This is a genomic window from Delftia sp. CH05 (assembly GCF_009827015.1).
GTDB lineage: Bacteria > Pseudomonadota > Gammaproteobacteria > Burkholderiales > Burkholderiaceae_C > Comamonas > Comamonas tsuruhatensis.
Map to the genome: position 1 here is coordinate 16,128 of NZ_WUMG01000024.1, position 20,637 is coordinate 36,764.

A 20,637-nucleotide genomic window follows, 5' to 3' on the forward strand; every position below is an offset into this window, starting at 1 on the left:
GCAGGCTCAACGCCGATCGTCGTCATTGAACACTTCGTCGGTGAACATCACGCGGCGCACCACGCCGGCGGGGTCGATATGCACATGGACCTGGCGGCGAATGCCATTTTCCAGGATACGGTAGGTCCAGATGTCGCCGTTGAAACTGTAGACCCTCTCGATCAGCGCAGGCGGGCCGAAGAGCTGGCGCACGCTTTCGCGGGTGTCCTCGCCATTGCGCAGGGCGTGGAAGCGTTCGATGGTGAGTGCCTGCTCCACGCGCACCAGGCGCTGGCTGGCGTCGAAATCCATGTGATAGACCTGCTGGCCTGCAGGCTGCCAGCTGTAGACCAGGCGCGTGCCGCCGCCGTCCAGCGGCAGGCTCAGGGTCGGGCGGCCCATGGATCGCTCGATGTCGGCCCGTGGCGTGCCGGGCTTTTGCCACTCGGGTACGGTGCAGCCGGCCAGCAACAGGGACAGGGCCAGCAGCGCCCAGGCAACGAGGCCCGCGCCGTCCATCTTCCAGCGCGGCATGAAGCGAGGCGCTGGCAGGCGGGTCATGCGCGTTCTGCCTGTTTCTGCTGCTTGAGCAGCTTGGTCTTGATGCGGTTGCGCTTGAGCGGCGACAGGTATTCGACGAAGACCTTGCCCATCAGGTGGTCCATCTCGTGCTGGATGCAGATGGCCTTGAAGCCTTCGGCCTCGATGATGCGTTCGTTGCCGTTCTCGTCCAGCGCCTTGACCTTGATGGCCGTGGAGCGCTCGACACCGTCGTAGATGCCGGGCACGGACAGACAGCCTTCCTCGCCCAATTGCTTCTCGTCGCTGGCCCAGAGCAGCTCGGGGTTGATCAGCGCAAAGGGCTCGTCGCGGCCTTCGGAGACATCGACCACGACCACGCGTTCATGCACATTCACCTGGGTGGCGGCCAGTCCCACGCCCTGGGCGTCATACATGGTGGCGTACATGTCCTGGACCAGTTGGCGAATGCGGTCATCGACCTTGGCGACCGGCTTGGCGACGGTGTGCAGGCGGGGGTCGGGATAGCAAAGAATGGGCAGAATGGACATGGCGTGGTCGGTGAATGTCGTTATTTTCGCCACTTTTCTGCCTGGGCGCAGCGGGACGACGCAATAAGCGTTGCCCTCTCATGGCCTTGCACGCAGAATCTTTGCTGATTTGTAAGACCTGTATGGCCGTTCATGACAAGATCGGCCGTGCCGCAGTGCCTAGGAGGGACGCTGTGTCAGACACAAGAAGAGGAATTCCATGACTGCATTCGCCACAGCTCGTACCTGGACTGTTGCCTCGGCCCTGATCGCCGCGTGTGCGGCGGCCCACGCGCAGCAGTATCCGGTGACGCCATCGCAGCGCTCGGCAGCCCAGCAGGTGGCGCAGCAGGGCGTTCCCGTGGGTGAGCTGGCGCCCGATGCGCCCGACAGCTACACCGTCAAGCGCGGCGACACGCTGTGGGGCATCTCCGGCATGTTCCTGCGCCGTCCATGGCGCTGGCCCGAGCTGTGGGGCATGAACATGCAGGCCATCGCCAACCCCCATCTCATCTATCCGGGCCAGGTGCTGTACCTGGACAAGCGTGACGGCTACGCCCGCCTGAGCACGGCCCGCCCCATGGGCGATGGCGGAGAGCCCGGCGTGGTCCGCATCACTCCGAGCACGCGCAGCGAATCCCTGGCCCAGGCGGCCCTGCCCACGCTGCAGCCCCATCTGATCGAGCCCTTCCTGGCCGAGCCCCTGGTCGTCGATGCCGAAACGCTGCTGCGCGCGCCCCGCCTCATCGCCACCACGGACGAGCGCGTGCTCATGGCCAGCGGCGACCGCGCCTATGCACGCGGCATGGCCGAGGCGCCGCTGCGCAAGGGCGACAGCCTGCCGCGCCAGTACCGCGTCTTCCGCGATGCCGTGGCGCTCAAGGACCCCATCTCCGGCGAGGTGCTGGGCTATGAGGCCAAGTACCTGGGCCTGGCCGATCTCATCGAGGGCGAGACCACGCTGGAGATCGTCGACAGCAAGGGCGAAAAGCACCAGCAGAACTCTCCCGCCACGGTGGACCTGTCGCGTTCCAAGACCGAAATGCGCGCCGGCGACCGCCTGCTGCCCGCGCCCGAGCGCAGCTACATGAACTACGCGCCCCACGCGCCGCAACAGGCAGTGAAGGCCCATGTGGTTTCCCTGTACGGTGATCAGGCCGTGCGCTGGGCGGCCAACAACCAGGTCATTGCCATCAACAAGGGCACGCAGGACGGCATGGACGTGGGCACGGTGCTGGAGCTGATACGCCGCGGCGCACGCATCGTGGACAAGACGGGCGAGAAAAAGGAAGAGGTGCAACTGCCCGACGAACACAACGGCCATGCCATGGTGTTCCGGACCTTCGATCGCGTCTCCTACGCGCTGATCCTGGAGGCGCGGCGCGGTGTCGAGGTCGGCGACAGCCTGACCTCGCCGGCTCCTTGAGCCACCACGGCCTGCCGGCAGCGCCATGGCCGCCGCCCTGCAGTCCACGGACCGGTTGGCTCCTGACGAACTCTCTGCCTGGCTCCGGCTGCTGCTGACGCCCGGCGTGGGCCGCACCACGGCCCGGCGTCTGTTGGCGGCCTGCGGTGGTGCGCAGGACATCTGGAGCGGCCCGCCGTCCGCCTGGCACGGACTGGTGACCGCCGCTCAGGCCCATGCCCTGCAGACCGTGCCCCAGCGCCTGGACCAGCTTGTAGCGGCCACGGCGCAATGGCTGGACAAGCCCGCGTCCGGTCAATTGCACGCCGTGCTCGTGCTGGGCCACCCCCAATATCCGCAGGCGCTGCTGCAGACCGAAGATCCGCCGCTGCTGCTGCATGTGCAGGGCAGCGAGCGCTGCATGACAGGTTCTGGCCCCTGGTTCCCCTATCCCCAATCCCTGGCCATGGTGGGCAGCCGCGGGCCGACGGTCCAGGGCGCGTCCAACGCGCGTGCCATGGCGCAGGCGCTGGCCGAGGCCGGCCTGTGCATCGTCTCCGGACTGGCGCAAGGCGTGGATGGCGCGGCCCATGAAGGCGCGCTGCGCGCGGCGCCACGCCTGGGCGGACTGGGTGCTCCCGTCACCATTGCCGTCGTCGGCACGGGCCTGGACCAGGTCTACCCGCGACGCCATGCCGCCCTGGCCCGCGAAGTGGCCAGCCACGGGCTGATCGTCAGCGAATATCCGCTGGGCACCGGCCCCATGGCCGCGCACTTTCCGCAGCGCAACCGCATCATCGCGGGCCTGTCCCAGGGCACGCTGGTGGTCGAGGCGGCCTTGCAGTCGGGCTCGCTGATCACGGCCAGGCTGGCCAGCGAACAGGGCCGCGAAGTCTTTGCCATTCCTGGCTCCATCCACGCGCCCCAGTCGCGCGGCTGCCATGCGCTGCTGCGCCAGGGCGCCAAGCTCGTGGAAACGGCGCAGGACGTGCTCGATGAGCTGCAGGGCACGGCCGCGCGCCTGCCGCTTCCCAAGCCTGTACCGGCAGCGGCAGCTGTCCAGTCCGCCCAGGACCCTGAGAGCGACGCCACCCTGCGCGCCCTGGCCCACGACCCGCTGTCGCTGGACGAGCTCATGGACCGCACAGGCATGGACGCCGCAGCCCTGCAGGCCCGCCTGCTGGAGCTGGAACTGGAAGGCCGCGTGGAACGCCTGCCCGGCGGCCTGTTCCAGCGCCTGGCCCAGGCCTGATCTCAAAAACTGGCGCGTCCCCAAGCGGGAGATGCCGAGCAAGAGCCGCCTCGCGGTGGGGGCGCCTAGCCGATGGCATCGTCCCCCTCCCCCGCGAAGCGGGTAGAGAGGCGCTGTGCCCCGGGGGGAAGGCGCGTAGCGCCTCAGGGGGAGCTTAGCCTTTCAGGGTTCGCCTGAATCTTCTGCAGCGCATCCCGCGTCGCGCGCACGGTGAGCGCCTCCTCGTCATGCACGGCCAGCAGGCCGGACTGCAGGTAGGAGGCCATGCGCCGCAGCTGCAGCAGGTGGCAGGTGCCATCGAGCGCGGCGAACAGGTGCAGTTGCTTGCGGCGGCTGCGCCAGGTGTATTGCACCTGGATGCGCGCGCCGTTGTGGTCCAGGGTGAACCAGCGGCCCGTCTCCAGAGAGGCTGCCCATTCCAGCATCACCGGCTCCACGGCCGTGTTCGTGCTCGGGATGACGTTGAGGCCGGCCGTATCCACGCCCAGGATCATCTCGATGTTCTCGGGCGACAGCGGCATGTCCTCGTCGAGCATGCCGTCTTCATTGATGTACTGCTCCAGATGGGCCAGCCGCTGCGCCATGGCCTCGATGCGGGCCGGGGCGATAGTCGCGGTCTTGGAGACAAAGGCCTCGGCCAGCGTGTCGGTGACCAGCTTGATGCGCGTGGACTGGGCGTCGCCCGTGACACCGATCAGGGCCAGTCCTTCGCGCAGGGTCTGCAAAAGCGTCGGCAGCGTCTGGATCACGCGCGAGCGTTCCTGGCGCGTGGGCTTGGCGCTGGCGGCCCAGACCAGTTCGCTGGCGGCCTGCTTGAAGCGCATGGTGCGCGCGTCCTTGGCGCCGTGGCGCACGGCGGCCAGGGCCAGCACCTCGGTCCAGGTCTTGAACAGGAACTCGCGGATCTCCTTGCGCACCGGCATGTCGGTGAGCAGGTGGCGCAGCTCGATCGTGTATTGGATGGCCAGGGTTTCCTTTTGCTCCACCTGCTGGGCCACGGTGACGATCTTGGCCTTGTCCTGCGACTGGGTCAGGTAGCGCGCCAGGAAATCCTCGAACTCGCGCAGCACCAGCACGAACACTTTCTGGCCCGTTTCGGGGTATTGCTCTATGACCTGGACGATGCGCCGGATCTCGGACTCCAGCGCGCTGCCGCTGATGCTGGAGGCGTCGAATCCCATCACGCAGGAGCCCAGGCGGTCGATCAGCAGCCGGGCCGGATGGCGCAGGTTGCTGAAGAATTCCGGCTCGGCCAGTGCCACGCGCAGCACCGGCACCTGCAGCCGGGCAAACCAGACGCGCACCGAGGGCGGGATGCGGTCCTCGGTCAGGATGGCCTGGAACATCAGGGCCACGATCTCGATGGTGGCCTTTTCGCCCGAGGTGGTGGCCTTGCGCTTGAGGTCGGCCGAACGTTCGCGCACCTGCCCGACCAACTGGCCGATGGCAGCCGGACTGACATCGATGTGCAGCGTGGTCAGGCCCTGGGCCAGCATCTGCTGGTACTGCGTCTGGGCCACCACGCGCTGCTCCAGCAAGGCCTGGGTCAGCGCGGCCGATGCGGGCGCCTGGGGCATGCCTGCGCCCACACCGGGCACCAGGCCCTGCACGCCCACGCCCGGCTGCATGAGCAGGCGGCGCAACTGGCCCACGACTTCCTGGGCGCGGTGGCGTGCGCGCGAAAGGGTTGTCAGGCCTACGGGCATGGCGGGCATCGCCGGCATCTGGCCATGGGGGGGCGCCGCAGTGTCGGGCGGGTAGGCGGCAGCGCCGGGCACGCCGCCCATCTGCGTGGGCGCATAGGCCGAGGAATGCTGTGATGCAGTGGCATGCTGCGAGGCCGCAGCAGGTGGCGCGGCGGTCTGGCCCAGGCCCATGGCGCGCGTGGAGTTGCCTGCCTCGGTGCGCCGCACGCGCATGGCCACGTCCTGCGAGCGGGTGACGCCCTGGCCGTCCAGCAGCACATGGGCGGCCTGGTACTCGGTCACCAGCACGGGCGCCAGGGCCGTCTGCAGCAGGTCCAGCACGCGCTGCAGATCACCGCGCTGCAGGCCCGTGGCCAGCCATTGCTCGACCAGGTGCCGGCACACGGTTTCGGTACGCAGGATGTCGTCCGAGGGCAGCTCGCGGCCCTCGATGAACTGCATGCGCAGACGCAGCGTGTCGAAGGCCGGCGCTGCGGTCTCTCCCATGGCCAGGGCCATGCGGGAGGCCAGGATCTTGTTCTCCACCACATCGTCGCTGAGCAACTCGAACTGCAGCGCGCCGCGCTGCGGCACGGCGGCAGGCGCGGCTTTGGCCGGCTGCAGCGCGCCTTGCAGGGCCTGCATGCTGGCGTTCAGCCAGGCGCTCTGGTGCTGGCGGTAGTTGCCCCAGGCTTCACGCCGCTCCTGCATTTCGCGCTGCGTGCCCACGGCCTGGGCCTGTTGCTCCATCTGCGCCAGCAGCTGCTGGGCCACGCCGGGCAGGCCCTTGCACAGTCCTCGCACCCAATGCAAACGCGCCTGCTGGCCCAGGGAGGACTGGGGGCCAGCAGGCGCGTTGGAAGGGTGGGGCAGGGAGGGCATGCCCGGGAGTGTAAGCCGGTCCAGGGCTAAAACATCCGCTTACACGGTGGCGCCGGCGTTCGGGTCGTTGGGGTCCGTGGAAGCCTTGGGCGCCTTGATCAGATCCTCGCGCTTGACGCCCAGCCACATGGCGATGGCGGCGGCCACGAAGACCGAGGAATAGATGCCGAACAGGATGCCGATGGTCAGCGCCAGCGCGAAGTAGTGCAGGCTGGGACCGCCGAAGAAGAACATGGACAGCACCATGGCCTCGGTGGAGGCGTGGGTGATGATGGTGCGGCTCATGGTGCTGGTGATGGCGTGGTCGATCACCTCGGTGGTGCTGAGCTTGCGGAACTTGCGGAAGGCTTCGCGGATACGGTCGAAGATCACGACCGACTCGTTGACCGAGTAGCCCAGCACGGCCAGCACGCCGGCCAGCACCGACAGCGAGAACTCCCATTGGAAGAACGCGAAGAAGCCCAGGATGATGATCACGTCGTGCAGGTTGGCGATCACGGCGGCCACGCCGAACTTCCACTCGAAGCGCATGGCCAGGTAGATCACGATGCCCAGCACCACGAAGCCCAGGGCCATCAGGCCGTTGTGCATGAGCTCGTCACCCACCTGCGGGCCCACGAACTCGGTGCGGCGCAGCGTGACTTCGGCGTCTTCCTTCTTGAGTGCTGTGAGTACTTGCTCGCTTTGCTGGGCCGAGGTCACGTCCTTTTGCACGGGCAGGCGGATCATCACGTCGCGCGATGTGCCGAAGTTCTGCACCGTGACATCGGCGTAGCCGAGGCTGGCGACCGTGTCGCGCACCTTGGCGATGTTGGCGGGCTGGGTATAGGCCACCTCCATCACGGTGCCGCCCGTGAATTCCACGGACAGGTGCAGGCCGCGGGTGAGCAGGAAGAACACGGCCAGCGCGAAGGTGATGAAGGACACCGCGTTGAGGATCAACGCGTACTTCATGAAGGGGATGTCTTTGCGGATGCGGAAGAACTCCATGGTCTTCCCCCTTTCAGTTGTTGGCGCCGGAATCGGCGACGCTGGATCCCTTGGCCGTCACCGAGCGCAGCTGGCTGGTGTCTTCAGGCTTCCAGACCTGGCCGATGGAAATGCTCTTGAGCTTCTTGCGGCGGCCGTACCAGAGGTTGACCAGGCCGCGCGAGAAGAACACGGCCGAGAACATGCTGGTCAGGATGCCGATGCAGTGCACCACGGCGAAACCGCGCACCGGGCCGGAGCCGAAGGCCAGCAGCGCCAGGCCCGCGATCAGCGTGGTCACGTTCGAGTCCAGGATGGTGTGCCAGGCGTTCTCGTAGCCCGCATGGATGGCCGCCTGCGGCGAGGCGCCGCCGCGCAGTTCCTCGCGGATGCGCTCGTTGATCAGCACGTTGGAGTCGATGGCCACGCCCAGCGCCAGCGCCATGGCGGCGATGCCGGGCAGGGTCAGCGTGGCCTGCAGCATGGACAGGATGGCCAGCAGCAGCAGCACGTTGACCGACAGCGCCACCGTGGAGATCACGCCGAACAGCAGGTAGTACACGCACATGAAGGCCGCGATGGCCACCAGGCCCCAGACCACGGAGTGGATGCCGCGGTTGATGTTGTCGGCGCCCAGGCTGGGGCCGATGGTGTATTCCTCGATGATCTCCATGGGCGCGGCCAGCGAGCCGGCGCGCAGCAGCAGGGCCGTGTCGTTGGCTTCCGCCGTGGTCATGCGGCCCGAGATCTGCACGCGTCCGCCGCCGATCTCGGTGCGGATCACGGGAGCCGTCACGACCTCGCCCTTGCCCTTTTCGAACAGGATGATGGCCATGCGCTTGCCCACGTTCTCGCGCGTGATGTCCTTGAAGATGCGTGCGCCCTTGGCATCCAGCACCAGGTTGACCGTGGGCTCCTGGGTCTGGCTGTCGAAGCCGGGCTGTGCGTCGGTGAGGTTCTCGCCGGTCAGCACGACCTGCTTTTGCACGATCACGGCCTGGGCGTTGCGGTCCAGGTATCGCTCGGAGCCGAAGGGCACGGGGCCCGAACCCAGTTCGGCGCCGCGCGCCTCGGAGGATTCGTCGACCAGGCGCACTTCCAGCGTGGCCGTGCGGCCCAGGATGTCCTTGGCCTTGGCCGTGTCCTGCACGCCGGGCAGTTGCACGATGATGCGGTCCAGGCCCTGCTGCTGGATCACGGGCTCGGCCACGCCCAGCTCGTTGATACGGTTGTGCAGGGTGACGATGTTCTGCTTGAGCGCCTGCTCCTGCACCTTGCGCAGGGCTTCGGGCTTGATGGAGGCCAGCAGCTTGAAGCCTGCGCCATCCGGCTCGGAGGTGGCTGCCAGATCGGGGAACTGGTCGGAGACCAGGTTGCGCGCGGCCGTGAGCATGGCTTCGTCGCGCACGCGGATCTCGACGGTGTTGCCGTTGCGCGAGACGCCGCCGTGGCGGATGTTCTTGTCGCGCAGCGAGCTGCGCAGGTCGCCGGCAAAGGAGTCTGCCTTCTTGGTCAGGGCGGCGGCCATGTCCACCTGCAGCATGAAGTGCACGCCACCGCGCAGATCCAGCCCCAGGTACATGGGCTTGGCGCCGACGGCCGTGAGCCATTGCGGCGAGCGCGACACCAGGTTCAGGGCCACGATGTAGGCCGGGTCGTTGGCATCGGGGATCAGGGCCTTCTGGATCACGTCCTTGGCCTTGAGCTGCTCGTCGGGCGTGTTGAAGCGCGCGCGCACCGAGGTGCCTTCGATGGACAGGACGTCGGGCTTGACATCGGCAGCCTTCAAGGCCTCTTCGACTTTCTGCAGCACGGCGTTGTCCACCTTGATGGTGGCCTTGGCCGAGGAGACCTGCACCGCAGGCGCCTCACCGAAAAAATTGGGCAGGGTGTAGAGCACCCCTACCAGCAGCGCGATCACGATGATCGCGTACTTCCAGACCGGATATCGGTTCATGATCGCGCTCTTCGCTCTTTGTAGACAGCAACGCACAAAAGGGTGTGCTGCCGCCTGCGCGGTCCGCACACCCGCAAGACAGGGACAGCGCTTACTTCAGCGTGTCCTTGGGCAGCACCTGGACGACAGCGCTGCGCTGGATCTGGACTTCCACACCCGAGGCGATCTCGATGTGCAGGAATTGCTCGGACATGCGCGTCACGCGGCCGATGATGCCGCCGGCCGTTGCCACTTCGTCACCCTTGGCCAGTGCCTCGATCATGGAGCGATGCTCCTTCTGGCGCTTCATCTGCGGACGGATCATCACGAAGTACAGCACCACGAACATCAGCGCCAGAGGCGCCATGCCCATCAACTGCGACATGAAGTCGCCACCGGAGGCTGCTGCTGCGGGTGCGGTCTGGGCAAAAGCGGAAGAAATAAACACGGGCAAGACTCCAGGATTGGAAGGTCGAAAAAGGGTCGCTGCGCACGCCGATATGCACGGGCCCGCGCAGGAGAACGGAGCATTGTATGCGTCAGCCCTGACCCACATGGGCTGCCAGGATCTGGCTGCTGCGGGTTTTTCGGCGACGATGGCTGCAACTGGCGGCCATCTGCCGTTTTTAAAGGGGCGGAGCGCGGTTTTTCGTGGTTTTTGCGCCCGGCGTGACGGCACTTGAAGCGGCCCCGGAGGCAACCGCGCCGCCCGCACCTCACGGTACGGGCGGCGGCCGCGATCTTACAGGACGCCCTTGTGGCGGGGCTGTCCGTGTGGTTTCAGGCCACGCCGACTGCGGGCTGTCCCGTGCTGCCCGCGCCCCGTGACGGGGCGTTCCAGCGTGCCATCAGCGCCTTCCACTTGGTGCGGGCCGCAGCCAGGTTGCGCTCCTTGACGTGGCCGTAGCCGCGGATGTCCTCGGGAATGCTGGCGATCTCCACGGCCAGCGCCAGGCGCTCGGGCGTGAGCTCGGACAGCAGTCCTTCTATGCACTGGCGGTATTCCTGGATCAGTGCGCGCTCGGTGCGGCGTTCCTGCGTGCGGCCGAAGGGGTCCAGCGCCGTGCCGCGCAGGCCCTTCATCTTCGCCAGCACCTGCATGGCCTTGCGCATCCAGGGACCGTAGGACTTCTTGACCAGATGGCCCTGCTCGTCCTTGGCGGCCGACGACGGCGGCGCCAGGTGGTGGACCACGCGGTAGTCGCCCTCGAACATGCTGGCGATGCGCTGGCTGAAGGCCGCATCGGTGTGCAGGCGCGCGACCTCGTACTCATCCTTGTAGGCCATGAGTTTGAACAGATAGCGGGCCACTGCTTGCGACAGGCGCGTACCCGAGCCCGCCACGGCGCGCTCGGCGGCATGGACCTTGTCCACGAAGGCCTGGTACTCGGCCGCATAGGCGGCGTTCTGGTAGGCCGTGAGGAAGTCCACGCGCTTGGCCACCATCTCGGTCAGCGAAGGCTTCTTGACGAACTGGATCACCTGGGCCGTCTGGAACAGGGCGCGCACGGCAGCCAGGTCATGGGCGCAGCGGCGGCCCCACTCGAAGGCGGCCTTGTTGTTGTCGGCCTGCACGCCGTTGAGTTCGATGGCACGCATCAGCGCCGCATGCGACAGCGGCACGCGGCCCTTTTGCCAGGCGTAGCCCAGGATCAGCGGGTTGGTGTAGATGCTGTCGCCCAGCAGCTGCACGGCCACCTGCTCGGCGTCGAAGCTGCCCAGCAGCTCGGGGCCCACAGCCTGGGCCAGTGCGCTGGCGCAGCGGTCGTCCGGTGCCTGCCAGTCAGGGTTGGTGACGAAGGCTGCCGTGGGCGAGCCATGGCTGTTGAGCGCCACGAAGGTGCGGCCCGGCTGCATCACGGACATGGTGGTCGGCGTGGCCGTGACGATGGGGTCGCAGCCGATCACCAGGTCGGCCTTGGCCATGTCCACCTTGGTAGTGTAGATGGCCTCGGGACGATTGGCGATCTGGATGTGGCTCCAGGTGGAGCCGCCCTTTTGCGCCAGGCCGGCCGCATCCTGGGTGATCACGCCCTTGCCCTCCAGGTGGGCCGCCATGCCCAGCAGCGAGCCGATGGTGATCACCCCCGTGCCGCCGACACCGGCCACCACAATGCCCCAGGCCTGCTCGGCCACCGGCAGCACGGGCTCCGGGATGGCGGGCAGCATGGACAGGTCGCCCTTCTTCTCCTTCTTGGGCTTCTTGAGCTGGCCGCCTTCGATGGTGACGAAGCTGGGGCAAAAGCCCTTCACGCAGGAGTAGTCCTTGTTGCAGGTGTTCTGGTTGATGCGGCGCTTGCGGCCGAACTCGGTCTCCACCGGCTCGACCGACAGGCAGTTGGACTGCACCGAGCAGTCGCCGCAGCCCTCGCAGACCAGCTCGTTGATGACCACGGTCTTGTCGGGCGTGGCCAGCGTGCCGCGTTTGCGGCGGCGGCGCTTTTCGGTGGCGCAGGTCTGGTCGTAGATGATGGCCGTGCAGCCCTTGAGGGCGCGGAACTCGCGCTGGATGCGGTCAAGCTCATCGCGGTGGTGCACGGTCACGCCCTCGGCCAGCGCCACGCCGTCGTACTTGGCGGGCTCGTCGGTGACGATGACCAGTTTGGCCACGCCTTCGGACTTGAGGCTGTTCATGATCTGCAGCACCGAATGGCCCTCGGGCCGCTCGCCCACACGCTGGCCGCCCGTCATGGCCACGGCGTCGTTGTACAGCAGCTTGTAGGTGATGTTCACGCCGGCCGCGATGCTCTGGCGTATCGCCAGCAGGCCGCTGTGGAAGTAGGTGCCGTCGCCCAGGTTGGCGAAGACATGGGCGTCCTTGGTGAAGGGCGCCTGGCCCACCCAGGTCACGCCCTCGCCGCCCATCTGCGTGAAGGTGCTGGTGGAGCGGTCCATCCACACCGTCATGTAGTGGCAGCCGATGCCGGCCACGGCGCGGCTGCCCTCGGGCACGCGGGTGCTGGTGTTGTGCGGGCAGCCGCTGCAAAACCATGGCACGCGGTCGCCCGTGGGCTGGCTCTGGGCCACCTTGAGCGCGGCCTCGCGGGCGTCCAGCACGGCAATGCGCTCGTGCATGCGCTGGGCGATGTGTTCGGGCACGCCGATCTTGGTCAGGCGCTGGACGATGGCGCGCGCGATGAGGGCCGGCGTCAGGTCCGCATTGGGGCGCAGCAGCCAGTCCTGGCTGGGATTGGGCACCGACCATTCGCCGCCGTGCTCATCGCTGAACTTGCCGACCACGTTGGGCCGCACGTCGGAGCGCCAGTTGTACAGCTCTTCCTTGATCTGGTATTCGATGACCTGGCGCTTTTCCTCCACCACCAGGATTTCCTGCAGGCCGCGCGCGAAGTCGCGCGTGATGGTGGCCTCCAGCGGCCAGACCACGTTGACTTTGTGCACGCGTATGCCCAGCTGGCGGCAGGTGTCGTCGTCCAGGCCCAGGTCGGCCAGGGCCTGGCGCATGTCGTTGTAGGCCTTTCCGCTGGCGATCAGGCCGAAGCGGTCGTTGGGGCCCTCGATCACGTTGTGGTTGAGCCGGTTGGCGCGCACATAGGCCAGGGCCGCATACCACTTGTAGTTCATCAGCCGCTGCTCCTGCTCCAGCGGCGCATCGGGCCAGCGGATGTGCAGGCCGCCGGGCGGCATCTGGAAGTCCTCGGGCAGGATGATGTTCACGCGGTCCGGCTCCACCGAGACGCTCGCCGAGGACTCGACCACCTCCTGGATGGTCTTCATGCCCGACCACAGGCCCGAGAAGCGGCTCATGGCAAAGGCATGCAGGCCCATGTCCAGGATGTCCTGCACATTGCTGGGAAAGAACACCGGCGTGCCGCAGGCCTTGAAGATGTGGTCGCTCTGGTGGGCGGCCGTGCTGCTCTTGCTGATGTGGTCGTCGCCGGCCAGCGCGATCACGCCGCCGTGCCGGGCCGTGCCCGCCATGTTGGCGTGCTTGAACACGTCGGAGCAGCGGTCCACGCCCGGGCCCTTGCCGTACCACAGGCCGAAGACGCCGTCGAACTTCTTGGTCTCGGGATAGAGATCCAGCTGCTGCGTGCCCCAGACGGCCGTGGCGCCCAGCTCTTCATTGACGCCGGGCTGGAAGACGATGTTGTTGGATTCGAGGTGCTTTTTCGCGGCCCATAGCGCCTGGTCATAGCCGCCCAGCGGGGAGCCCCGGTAGCCGCTGATGAAGCCTGCGGTGTTCAGGCCCGCTGCAGCGTCGCGCTGGCGCTGCAGCATGGGCAGGCGCACAAGGGCCTGGACTCCGCTCATGAACGCACGGCCGTGCTGCAGAGCGTATTTGTCGTCAAGAGTGACCGTCTCCAGGGCGCGGCGCACGTCTTCGGGCAGTGGGGCATTCATGGCTTGTCTCCATCGATGGTCGGCGCCCTGTCATGTCCTGCCCGGAACGGGAAAGAGGCATGCACGGCACTCGTTGTCTGAACCAAATCGCCTTTTTTCAGTGTATTCGTGCTCGTCTGATAGGTCTTTGCTTTCTTTGCGCTGTTTCAAGTATCCTGAGCAAGGATCTTTCTTGAAAATGGTGTTTTGTGCAAACTTTGGACAAATTCGACATTGCCATCCTCGGCCACCTGCAGGCCGACGCGCGCCTGACCAATGCCGAGCTGGCCCAGCGCGTGGGCCTGTCGGCCGCGCCGTGCTGGCGCCGCGTGCGGGCGCTGGAAGAAGCGGGCTTCATCCGCGGCTACCACGCCGACATCGACCGTCACAAGATCGGCCTGGGCGTGCTGGCCTTCGTGCGGCTCGATGCCGTGCGCACGGCCGGCACGCTGACGCTGGAGATGGAGGACGCCATCCGCAAGCTGCCCGAGGTGGTCACCTGCCACTACATCAGCGGCACCGGCACCTTCGAGCTGCAGGTGGTGGCGCGCGATCTGGACAGCTTTGCGCAGTTCGCGCGCAACACGCTGCTGAACCTGCCCAACGTGAAGGACATGCAGACCAGTTTCTCGCTGGGCGAGATCAAGTCCAGCCATGCGCTGCCGCTGTCCCAGCTGGGACCCATGGCGGGCCAGGGACTGCCGGGCCAGTAGCCGCAGGCCGGCGGACTGGCCTATGAAGGTCGCGCCGAAGCGACAGTGTGCTCCTGTAACAGGAGCGAAAAACGGTTGTCGTACAAGGTGGTGATCGTGGTTATTAGTAAGGCAACCATTTCTGGCGCCACCCCGCGTTTGGCCCGAGAATCGGGACACATGGCCGCAGAACAATCAACACCAGACCCCGCCCAGCCACCCGCCTCAGAAACCGAGCCTTCCACCCAGCCCCCGGCCGAGCCCTCGGGAGCGGGGGCGCCGGGCACCCTGCTCGAGGACCCGTCCGGCATGGCCGCTGCCGACAGGGCGGCCGCCGAGGCCGAAGGCCAGAAGACGGCCCAGGCCCAGCAGGGCGTCTGGGCGCCGCTGTCCGGCCCCACCTTCCGCATGCTCTGGCTGATCTGGATGGCGGCCAATACCTGCATGTGGATGAACGATGTGGCGGCGGCATGGCTCATGACCTCGCTGACCACCTCGCCCGTGCTCGTGGCCCTGGTGCAATCGGCCTCCACGCTGCCCGTCTTCCTGCTGGGCCTGCCCAGCGGTGCGCTGGCCGACATCCTGGACCGGCGCCGCTACTTCATCGTCACCCAGTTCTGGGTGGCGGCCGTGGCCCTGGTGCTGTGCCTGTTCGTGCTCTCGGGCCGGATGACGGCGCACTGGCTGCTGGTGCTGACCTTTGCCAACGGCATCGGCCTGGCCATGCGCTGGCCCGTGTTCTCGGCATTGATTCCCGAACTCGTGCCCAAGCACCACCTGCCCTCGGCCATGGCGCTCAATGCCGTGGCCATGAACGCCTCGCGCATCATCGGCCCCCTGGTGGCAGGCGCCATCATCGCCAGCCTGGGCAGTGCCTGGGTGTTCGTGCTCAATGCCGTGCTGTCCGTCATCTCGGGCATCGTGCTGATCCGCTGGAAGCGCCGCCACGTGGCCAACCCGCTGGGCCGCGAGCGCCTGCCCTCGGCCATGCGCGTGGGCCTGCAGTTCGTGCGCGAGTCGCCGCGCATGCATGCGGTGCTGGCGCGCACGGTGTGTTTCTTCCTGCAGTGCACGGCGGTGATGGCCCTGCTGCCCCTGGTGGCACAGCGCCTGCACGGCCCGACCGAAGGCGGGGGCGGCGCCGAGACCTTCACGCTGCTGCTGGCCTCCATGGGTGCGGGCGCCATCGTGGGCGCCATGTTCCTGCCGCGCCTGCGCCAGGCCATGTCCAAGGAAAGGCTGATCCGGTCGGGCTCTGCCGTGCATGCGCTGGCCACGCTGGCCGTGGCCTTGTCGCCCAATGTCTACATGGCGGTGCCGGCCATGATGCTGGCCGGCATGGCGCTGATCTCCACGGCCAACGTGCTGGGCGTTTCGGCCCAGATGGCCCTGCCCAACTGGGTGCGGGCGCGCGGCATGTCCATCTACCAGATGTCCATCATGGGCGGCACGGCTGCAGGCGCCGCGCTCTGGGGACAGGTGGCCAGCATGGTGGGCGTGCGCGGCAGCCTCATGGTGGCGGCCGCCAGCGGCGTGGCCTGCATGCTGCTGGTGCAGCGCCTGGTGCGCGACCGCCAGATCGAGGAGGACCTGAGCCCCTCCAAGGCCTTCCAGCGCCCCGAGGTCAACATCCCCGAAGCCGGCCGCGTGGTCGTCACCATCGAGTACCAGATCGACCCCACCCAGGCCGAGGCCTTCCGCGCCCTCATGCAGGAAAGCCGCCGCAGCCGCATGCGCCAGGGCGCGCTGGGCTGGAGCCTGCTGCACAGCATGAGCCACCCGGAGCGCTACGTGGAGCAGATCATCGACGAGTCATGGACCGAGCACCTTCGCCGCTTCGACCGCGTCACCGCCGCCGACGTGGCGCTGCGCGACCGCAAGCTGGCGTATCACAAGGGCAAGGAACCGCCGCGCGTCACGAGGTATTTTGATACCCCCTGAGGCGCTGCGCGCCTTCCCCCTGGGGGGGACGGCGCCCTCGCCGCGAGGCGGCTCTTGCTCGGCGCCCCTGGCGTTGGGCCGCGCCAGAGCGAGGGACAGTGGATAGAGGTGTGTCTGCGCTGGCCTTGTGCCATGCGTGGCGAGCCTTGGCGCAAAGGATAAAACCGGCGCACCCCAAAGCGGGGGGCAGCGAGCAAGGGCCGCCCCGCAGCGAGGCTGTCGTCCCCCTCCCTCGCGAAGCGAGTAGAGAGGGGGAAGCGGCGTAGCCGCTCAGGGGGTCACCTCAAGTGCGGTGCCTGGCTCGCCAGGGCGCGCGGCCAGAAGGCCCACAGGCGCAGGTTCTGCTTGATGCGGCCTGCCAGGTCGCCGGCTTCGGGGCCCCAGCCCATGAAGTAGTCGGCGCGCACGGCGCCGACGATGGCGCTGCCCGTGTCCTGGGCGAAGACCAGGCGGTTCAGCGCCACGGTGGGCCCGGATGTGGACAGCCAGACCGGTGTGCCGTAGGGGATGCTCTGCTTGTCCACGGCGATGGAGCGGCCTGGCGTCAGGGCCACGCCCTGGGCGCCCTTGGGGCCGAACTGCAGGTCCAGGCCTTCCAGCGGCTCCTCACGGAAGAAGACGTAGCGCGGGTTGCTCCACAGCATTTCATTGACGCGGCCGGGGTTGGCGGCCACCCAGGCGCTGATGCCGGGCCAGGTGGCGTCGCGCACCAGTCCCTGGTCCAGCAGCCAGCGGCCCACGCTCTTGTAGGGCTGGTCATTGGTGCCCGCAAAGGCGACGCGGATCGTGCGTTGCGCGCCTGTAGGCTCGGTGATGTTCAGGCGCCCCGATCCCTGGATGTGCAGCACCATCGCATCGACGGGGTCGCGCAGCCAGGCGATGGCGCGGCCTGCCAGGGCCGCCTGGGCCTCTGGCAGGGTCTCGATCTGCTGGCGCGAGAACCAGGGCTTGCGGCTGCCGAAGCCGGCGCCGGCCGGCGTCTTGTACAGCGGCACGTTGAATCCGTCGCCGGGCAGGCGCCGCGCCTCGAACAGCGGCTCGTAGTAGGCCGTCAGCATGCCGTCCGGGCCGCCGCCCAGCGCCTCGATGCGGTAGGGTTGCAGATTGGCCATGAGCCAGGCGCGCTGCTCGTCGCCCGTGGCGATGCTCAGCTGGCGCACATCGCGGCACAGGCCTGCGAAGACCGAACTGGGTCGTTCGCAGTTCTTGAGCCAAGCATTCCAGGCTTCGTGCAGCGCGTCCTCCTGCAGGCCGGGCAATTCGCTCCAGTCGGCCGCGATCCAGCGGCTCTTGGTGGGCGTGTTGGTGACCAGCGGGGGCCTGGGCGTGACGGCGGGAGAGCCGCCCGGCTGCAGATCGGGTACGGGCGAGGGGTCGTAGACCGGCTTGGTGGTGGTCGTGCAGGCGACCAGCGTCCCTACAATCAGCGCCATCGCGGCATGGCGCAGGAGGTGGAAATTCATGGGGTTGATTTTGCTCGAAGCACTGCTGGCCTTGGTGATTCTGGTCGTTATTGTGTGGTGGACCATGTTCTCCGGACGCCGCAAGGGCGAGTTGCCCGTGGACACGCCACGGGATTCGCATCCGTCTCCAGACAAACCCTCTCCCGGGCAGGATCGCAGCGGCCCGTGACGGCCGTGGAGGCAGCCTCGCGGAGCGGGCGCCGTCCTACGGGTATGCCCTGCCCGCACTGATAGGCTGTGCGCAGCCTGCTTTCCACAATGGGGACCCTGGCGCTACCGCACGGTGCGTTCCCAAGATTCAAAAGGAGTTTCCAATGCGCAAGCACATCGTTCTGGCCGCCGCAACGGCGGCCGCACTGTTCATCTCCGGCTGCGCGAACATGAGCGACACCCAGCGCCGCACGGCCACGGGCGCTGGCGTGGGCGCTGCAGCCGGCGCCGTGCTGGGCGCCGTCACCGGCGGCAGGGCCGGCACGGGTGCCGTGATCGGCGCTGGCGTGGGTGCACTGGGTACCTACATCTGGTCGCAGAACATGGAAAAGCAAAAGCGCGAGATGGAGCAGGCCACCCAGGGTACGGGCGTGAACGTGAGCCAGACGGCTGACAACCAGCTCAAGCTCGACATTCCCAGCGACATCTCGTTCGATACCAACCGTTCCGACATCAAGGGCAACTTCGCTCCCATCCTGGACCGCTTCGCCGAGGGCCTGCGCAACAACCCCAATGCCGAGGTGCGCATCATCGGCCACACGGACAGCACCGGCTCTGACGCCATCAACAATCCGCTGTCGCTGGACCGCGCCAACAGCACGCGCAACTACCTGACCATGCGCGGCGTCTCGGGCGCCCGCATCGCCACCGAAGGCCGTGGCTCGCACCAGCCCGTGGCTTCCAACGACTCGGCCAGCGGCCGTGCCATGAACCGCCGCGTGGAGATCTTCGTGGGCGAGATCCCGCAGCAGCACCAGCAGCCTCAGTATCAACAGCAGCCGCAGTACCAGCAGCCCCGCTGACCCGGGCTCTGTGCCAGATGCAACGCCCCGCAACGCGGGGCGTTTTTGCGTGGGCGGGCACCGGCATTGCCCTATGCTGGCTCCCATCCATCAATGGGGAGTCGTATGAGTGAAGCAAGCACAGCGGGCGCGGCCGACGTGGTCAGCCCGCTCGACAAGGGCCTGGGCGCGCTGTCCGCCCCCTGCGCGCCGCAGGACGCTGCCGCGCAGGGGTGGAATCTGCTGCGGGAAGACTTGAGTTTGCCGGTGGCCGTGCTGTCGCAGTCGCGCCTGTCGCACAACCTGGCCTGGATGCAGCGCTTTGTGGATGCCTACGGCGCCCAGCTCGCGCCCCACGGAAAGACGACCATGGCGCCCCGCCTGTTCCGCCAGCAGATCGACGCGGGCGCCTGGGGCATCACGCTGGCCACCGCTCAGCAGACGTGCGTGGCCCATGCCCATGGCGTGCGCCGCGTGCTCATGGCCAACCAGTTGATCGGCCGGCGCAACATGGCGGCCGTGGCCGAGCTGCTGGCCGATCCCGGCTTCGAGTTCTTCTGCCTGGTCGATTGTGCCGAGCAGGTCGAGCAGCTGGCCGCCTTTTTTGGCGCAGCGGGCCGGTCCGTGCAGGTGCTGATCGAACTGGGCCCGCCCGGCGGGCGCACGGGCGTTCGCTCCGATGCGCAGATGCAGCCGCTGCTGGACGCGCTGGCCCGGGCCGGTGCCGGCGTGCGACTGGCCGGGATCGAGGTCTACGAGGGCGTCCTCAAGGAAGAAGAACCCATCCGCACCCTGCTGCGGCGCGCCGTGGACTGGCTCCAGCGGCTGGCGGGCGAGGGCCGGCTGCAGCGCAGCCCGGCCGTGCTCACTGGCGCCGGCTCGGCCTGGTATGACGTGGTGGCCCAGGAGTTCGGCAAGGCCGACATCGGCGGTCCGCTGGATCTGGTGCTGCGCCCGGGCTGCTATCTCACGCATGACGCGGGCATCTACCAGGCAGCGCAGCGGCGCATCGACCAGACCAATCCCGTGGCGCAGCAGATGCGTGCCAGCCTGCAGCCTGCGCTGCAGGTCTGGGCCTATGTGCAGTCGCTGCCCGAGCCCGGCCGCGCCATCGTGGCGCTGGGCAAGCGCGATACCGCCTTCGAGGCCGTGCCGCCCCGGCCCGCGCTGCGCTACCGCCCCGGTGATGCCGCGCCGGTGGCCACACCGCCCCATTGGGAGGTCACGGCCATGATGGACCAGCATGCTTTCCTGAAGGTGGCCGAGGACGATGGCCTGCGCATAGGCGACATGCTGGCCTTCGACATCTCCCACCCCTGCCTGACCTTTGACAAATGGCGGCAGTTGGCCGTCGTCAATGACCGCTATGACGTGGTGGACGTGATTGCCACGTATTTCTGAAGGGGTCAGCCGTGTGTGCGCAGCAGGTTGGCCAGTTCAACGGCCGACTTGACCTGCATCTTGTCGAAGACGCGCGCGCGGTGGACCTCGACGGTGCGCACGCTGATGTCCAGCTGGTCGGCGATGAGCTTGTTGGGAATGCCCTCGACCACCAGGCGCATCACGTCGCGCTCGCGCTCCGTCAGCTCGTTGAAGCGTGCACGCACGGCTTCGCGCGCACGGGTTTCGGCCTGGTGCTGGGCCGACAGTTCCAGCGCCTGTTCGATGCGGTCCACGAGGGCATTGTCCGAGAAAGGCTTTTCGCAGAAGTCGAAGGCGCCGCGCTTGACGGTGTCCACGGCCGTGGGCACGTCGGCATGGCCGGTCAGGAAGATCACGGGCATGCCTGCGATCTGGTTGCGTTCCAGCATGAGGTTGAACAGCGCCAGCCCGCTCATGCCGCCCATGCGCATGTCCAGCAGCAGGCAGCAGGGATTGCGTGGCGGTGGGCGCGACTGCAGCATGGCGTCGAAGGCCTCTGCGCTGTCATAGCATTCGCTGAGCAGGCGGCGCGAGCGCAGCAGCCAGGCCAGCGCTTCGCGGACATCGGTGTCGTCGTCGACGATGTAGACGGTGGCGTCGGGTACAGGTTCCATGGGCCTATTGTTCCA

At 67.5% G+C, this 20,637-nt stretch carries 16 protein-coding genes; 7 read left to right on the forward strand and 9 right to left on the reverse strand.

The window, feature by feature from the left end; translation table 11 throughout:
* Positions 1–6 precede the first annotated feature (6 nt).
* Both GRX31_RS18345 and def read right to left on the reverse strand, forming a co-directional pair.
* Positions 7–540, reverse strand: a complete 534-nt coding sequence (locus GRX31_RS18345) for an outer membrane protein assembly factor BamE (protein WP_160854135.1) — start codon at positions 538–540, stop codon at positions 7–9.
* Positions 537–1,049, reverse strand: coding sequence for a peptide deformylase (def, locus tag GRX31_RS18350; RefSeq protein WP_016449360.1), 513 nt, complete (start codon positions 1,047–1,049; stop codon positions 537–539). Before def ends, GRX31_RS18345 begins: the two co-directional genes overlap by 4 nt.
* A 199-nt stretch (positions 1,050–1,248) precedes the next feature.
* On the opposite strand from def, the gene GRX31_RS18355 reads away from it, so the two are divergent.
* The gene (locus GRX31_RS18355) at positions 1,249–2,454 is read left to right on the forward strand and encodes a LysM peptidoglycan-binding domain-containing protein (protein ID WP_160854137.1); all 1,206 of its coding nucleotides are present in this window, start codon (positions 1,249–1,251) and stop codon (positions 2,452–2,454) included.
* A gap of 25 nt (positions 2,455–2,479) precedes the next feature.
* Positions 2,480–3,685, forward strand: coding sequence for a DNA-processing protein DprA (gene dprA / locus GRX31_RS18360; RefSeq protein ID WP_160854139.1), 1,206 nt, complete (start codon positions 2,480–2,482; stop codon positions 3,683–3,685).
* A gap of 143 nt (positions 3,686–3,828) precedes the next feature.
* Here the strand turns inward: dprA and GRX31_RS18365 are convergent, their stop codons facing one another.
* The 5 genes from GRX31_RS18365 to GRX31_RS18385 all read right to left on the reverse strand — a co-directional run bounded on the left by GRX31_RS18365 (position 3,829) and on the right by GRX31_RS18385 (position 13,519).
* On the reverse strand, positions 3,829–6,252 hold the full coding sequence (locus GRX31_RS18365) for a DUF1631 family protein (protein ID WP_047328047.1): 2,424 nt from the start codon (positions 6,250–6,252) through the stop codon (positions 3,829–3,831).
* 39 nt (positions 6,253–6,291) lie between these two features.
* Positions 6,292–7,242, reverse strand: coding sequence for a protein translocase subunit SecF (gene secF / locus GRX31_RS18370; RefSeq protein WP_160854141.1), 951 nt, complete (start codon positions 7,240–7,242; stop codon positions 6,292–6,294).
* A gap of 13 nt (positions 7,243–7,255) precedes the next feature.
* The gene (secD, locus tag GRX31_RS18375; RefSeq protein ID WP_016454252.1) at positions 7,256–9,178 is read right to left on the reverse strand and encodes a protein translocase subunit SecD; all 1,923 of its coding nucleotides are present in this window, start codon (positions 9,176–9,178) and stop codon (positions 7,256–7,258) included.
* Positions 9,179–9,269: 91 nt separating this feature from the next.
* Positions 9,270–9,605: a preprotein translocase subunit YajC gene (gene yajC, locus GRX31_RS18380; protein ID WP_016449366.1), complete on the reverse strand. Its 336-nt coding sequence runs from the start codon at positions 9,603–9,605 to the stop codon at positions 9,270–9,272.
* A gap of 332 nt (positions 9,606–9,937) precedes the next feature.
* Positions 9,938–13,519: an indolepyruvate ferredoxin oxidoreductase family protein gene (locus GRX31_RS18385; RefSeq protein WP_016454251.1), complete on the reverse strand. Its 3,582-nt coding sequence runs from the start codon at positions 13,517–13,519 to the stop codon at positions 9,938–9,940.
* 188 nt (positions 13,520–13,707) lie between these two features.
* Between GRX31_RS18385 and GRX31_RS18390 the strand changes: the two genes are divergently transcribed.
* Positions 13,708–14,211 (forward strand): Lrp/AsnC family transcriptional regulator, encoded by a 504-nt coding sequence (locus GRX31_RS18390; protein WP_016449368.1) that lies wholly within the window; start codon positions 13,708–13,710, stop codon positions 14,209–14,211.
* Between the two features lie 159 nt (positions 14,212–14,370).
* Positions 14,371–16,131, forward strand: a complete 1,761-nt coding sequence (locus tag GRX31_RS18395; protein WP_374006324.1) for an MFS transporter — start codon at positions 14,371–14,373, stop codon at positions 16,129–16,131.
* Positions 16,132–16,409: 278 nt separating this feature from the next.
* On the opposite strand, the gene mltA is transcribed toward GRX31_RS18395, so the two are convergent.
* The gene (gene mltA, locus GRX31_RS18400; RefSeq protein WP_017404060.1) at positions 16,410–17,594 is read right to left on the reverse strand and encodes a murein transglycosylase A; all 1,185 of its coding nucleotides are present in this window, start codon (positions 17,592–17,594) and stop codon (positions 16,410–16,412) included.
* On the opposite strand from mltA, the gene GRX31_RS30595 reads away from it, so the two are divergent.
* The 3 genes from GRX31_RS30595 (at position 17,593) to GRX31_RS18410 (ending at position 19,987) form a co-directional block, all read left to right on the forward strand.
* Positions 17,593–17,763, forward strand: coding sequence for a hypothetical protein (locus GRX31_RS30595; protein WP_202396636.1), 171 nt, complete (start codon positions 17,593–17,595; stop codon positions 17,761–17,763). The genes mltA and GRX31_RS30595 overlap by 2 nt on opposite strands.
* A gap of 145 nt (positions 17,764–17,908) precedes the next feature.
* Positions 17,909–18,607, forward strand: a complete 699-nt coding sequence (locus GRX31_RS18405; protein ID WP_016454249.1) for an OmpA family protein — start codon at positions 17,909–17,911, stop codon at positions 18,605–18,607.
* Between the two features lie 105 nt (positions 18,608–18,712).
* Complete coding sequence (locus tag GRX31_RS18410; protein ID WP_047474560.1) at positions 18,713–19,987, forward strand: amino acid deaminase; 1,275 nt, start codon at positions 18,713–18,715, stop codon at positions 19,985–19,987.
* A gap of 5 nt (positions 19,988–19,992) precedes the next feature.
* On the opposite strand, the gene GRX31_RS18415 is transcribed toward GRX31_RS18410, so the two are convergent.
* A complete protein-coding gene (locus GRX31_RS18415; RefSeq protein ID WP_012202778.1) occupies positions 19,993–20,622 on the reverse strand; it encodes a response regulator transcription factor in 630 nt (209 codons plus the stop codon).
* Positions 20,623–20,637: the final 15 nt, after the last annotated feature.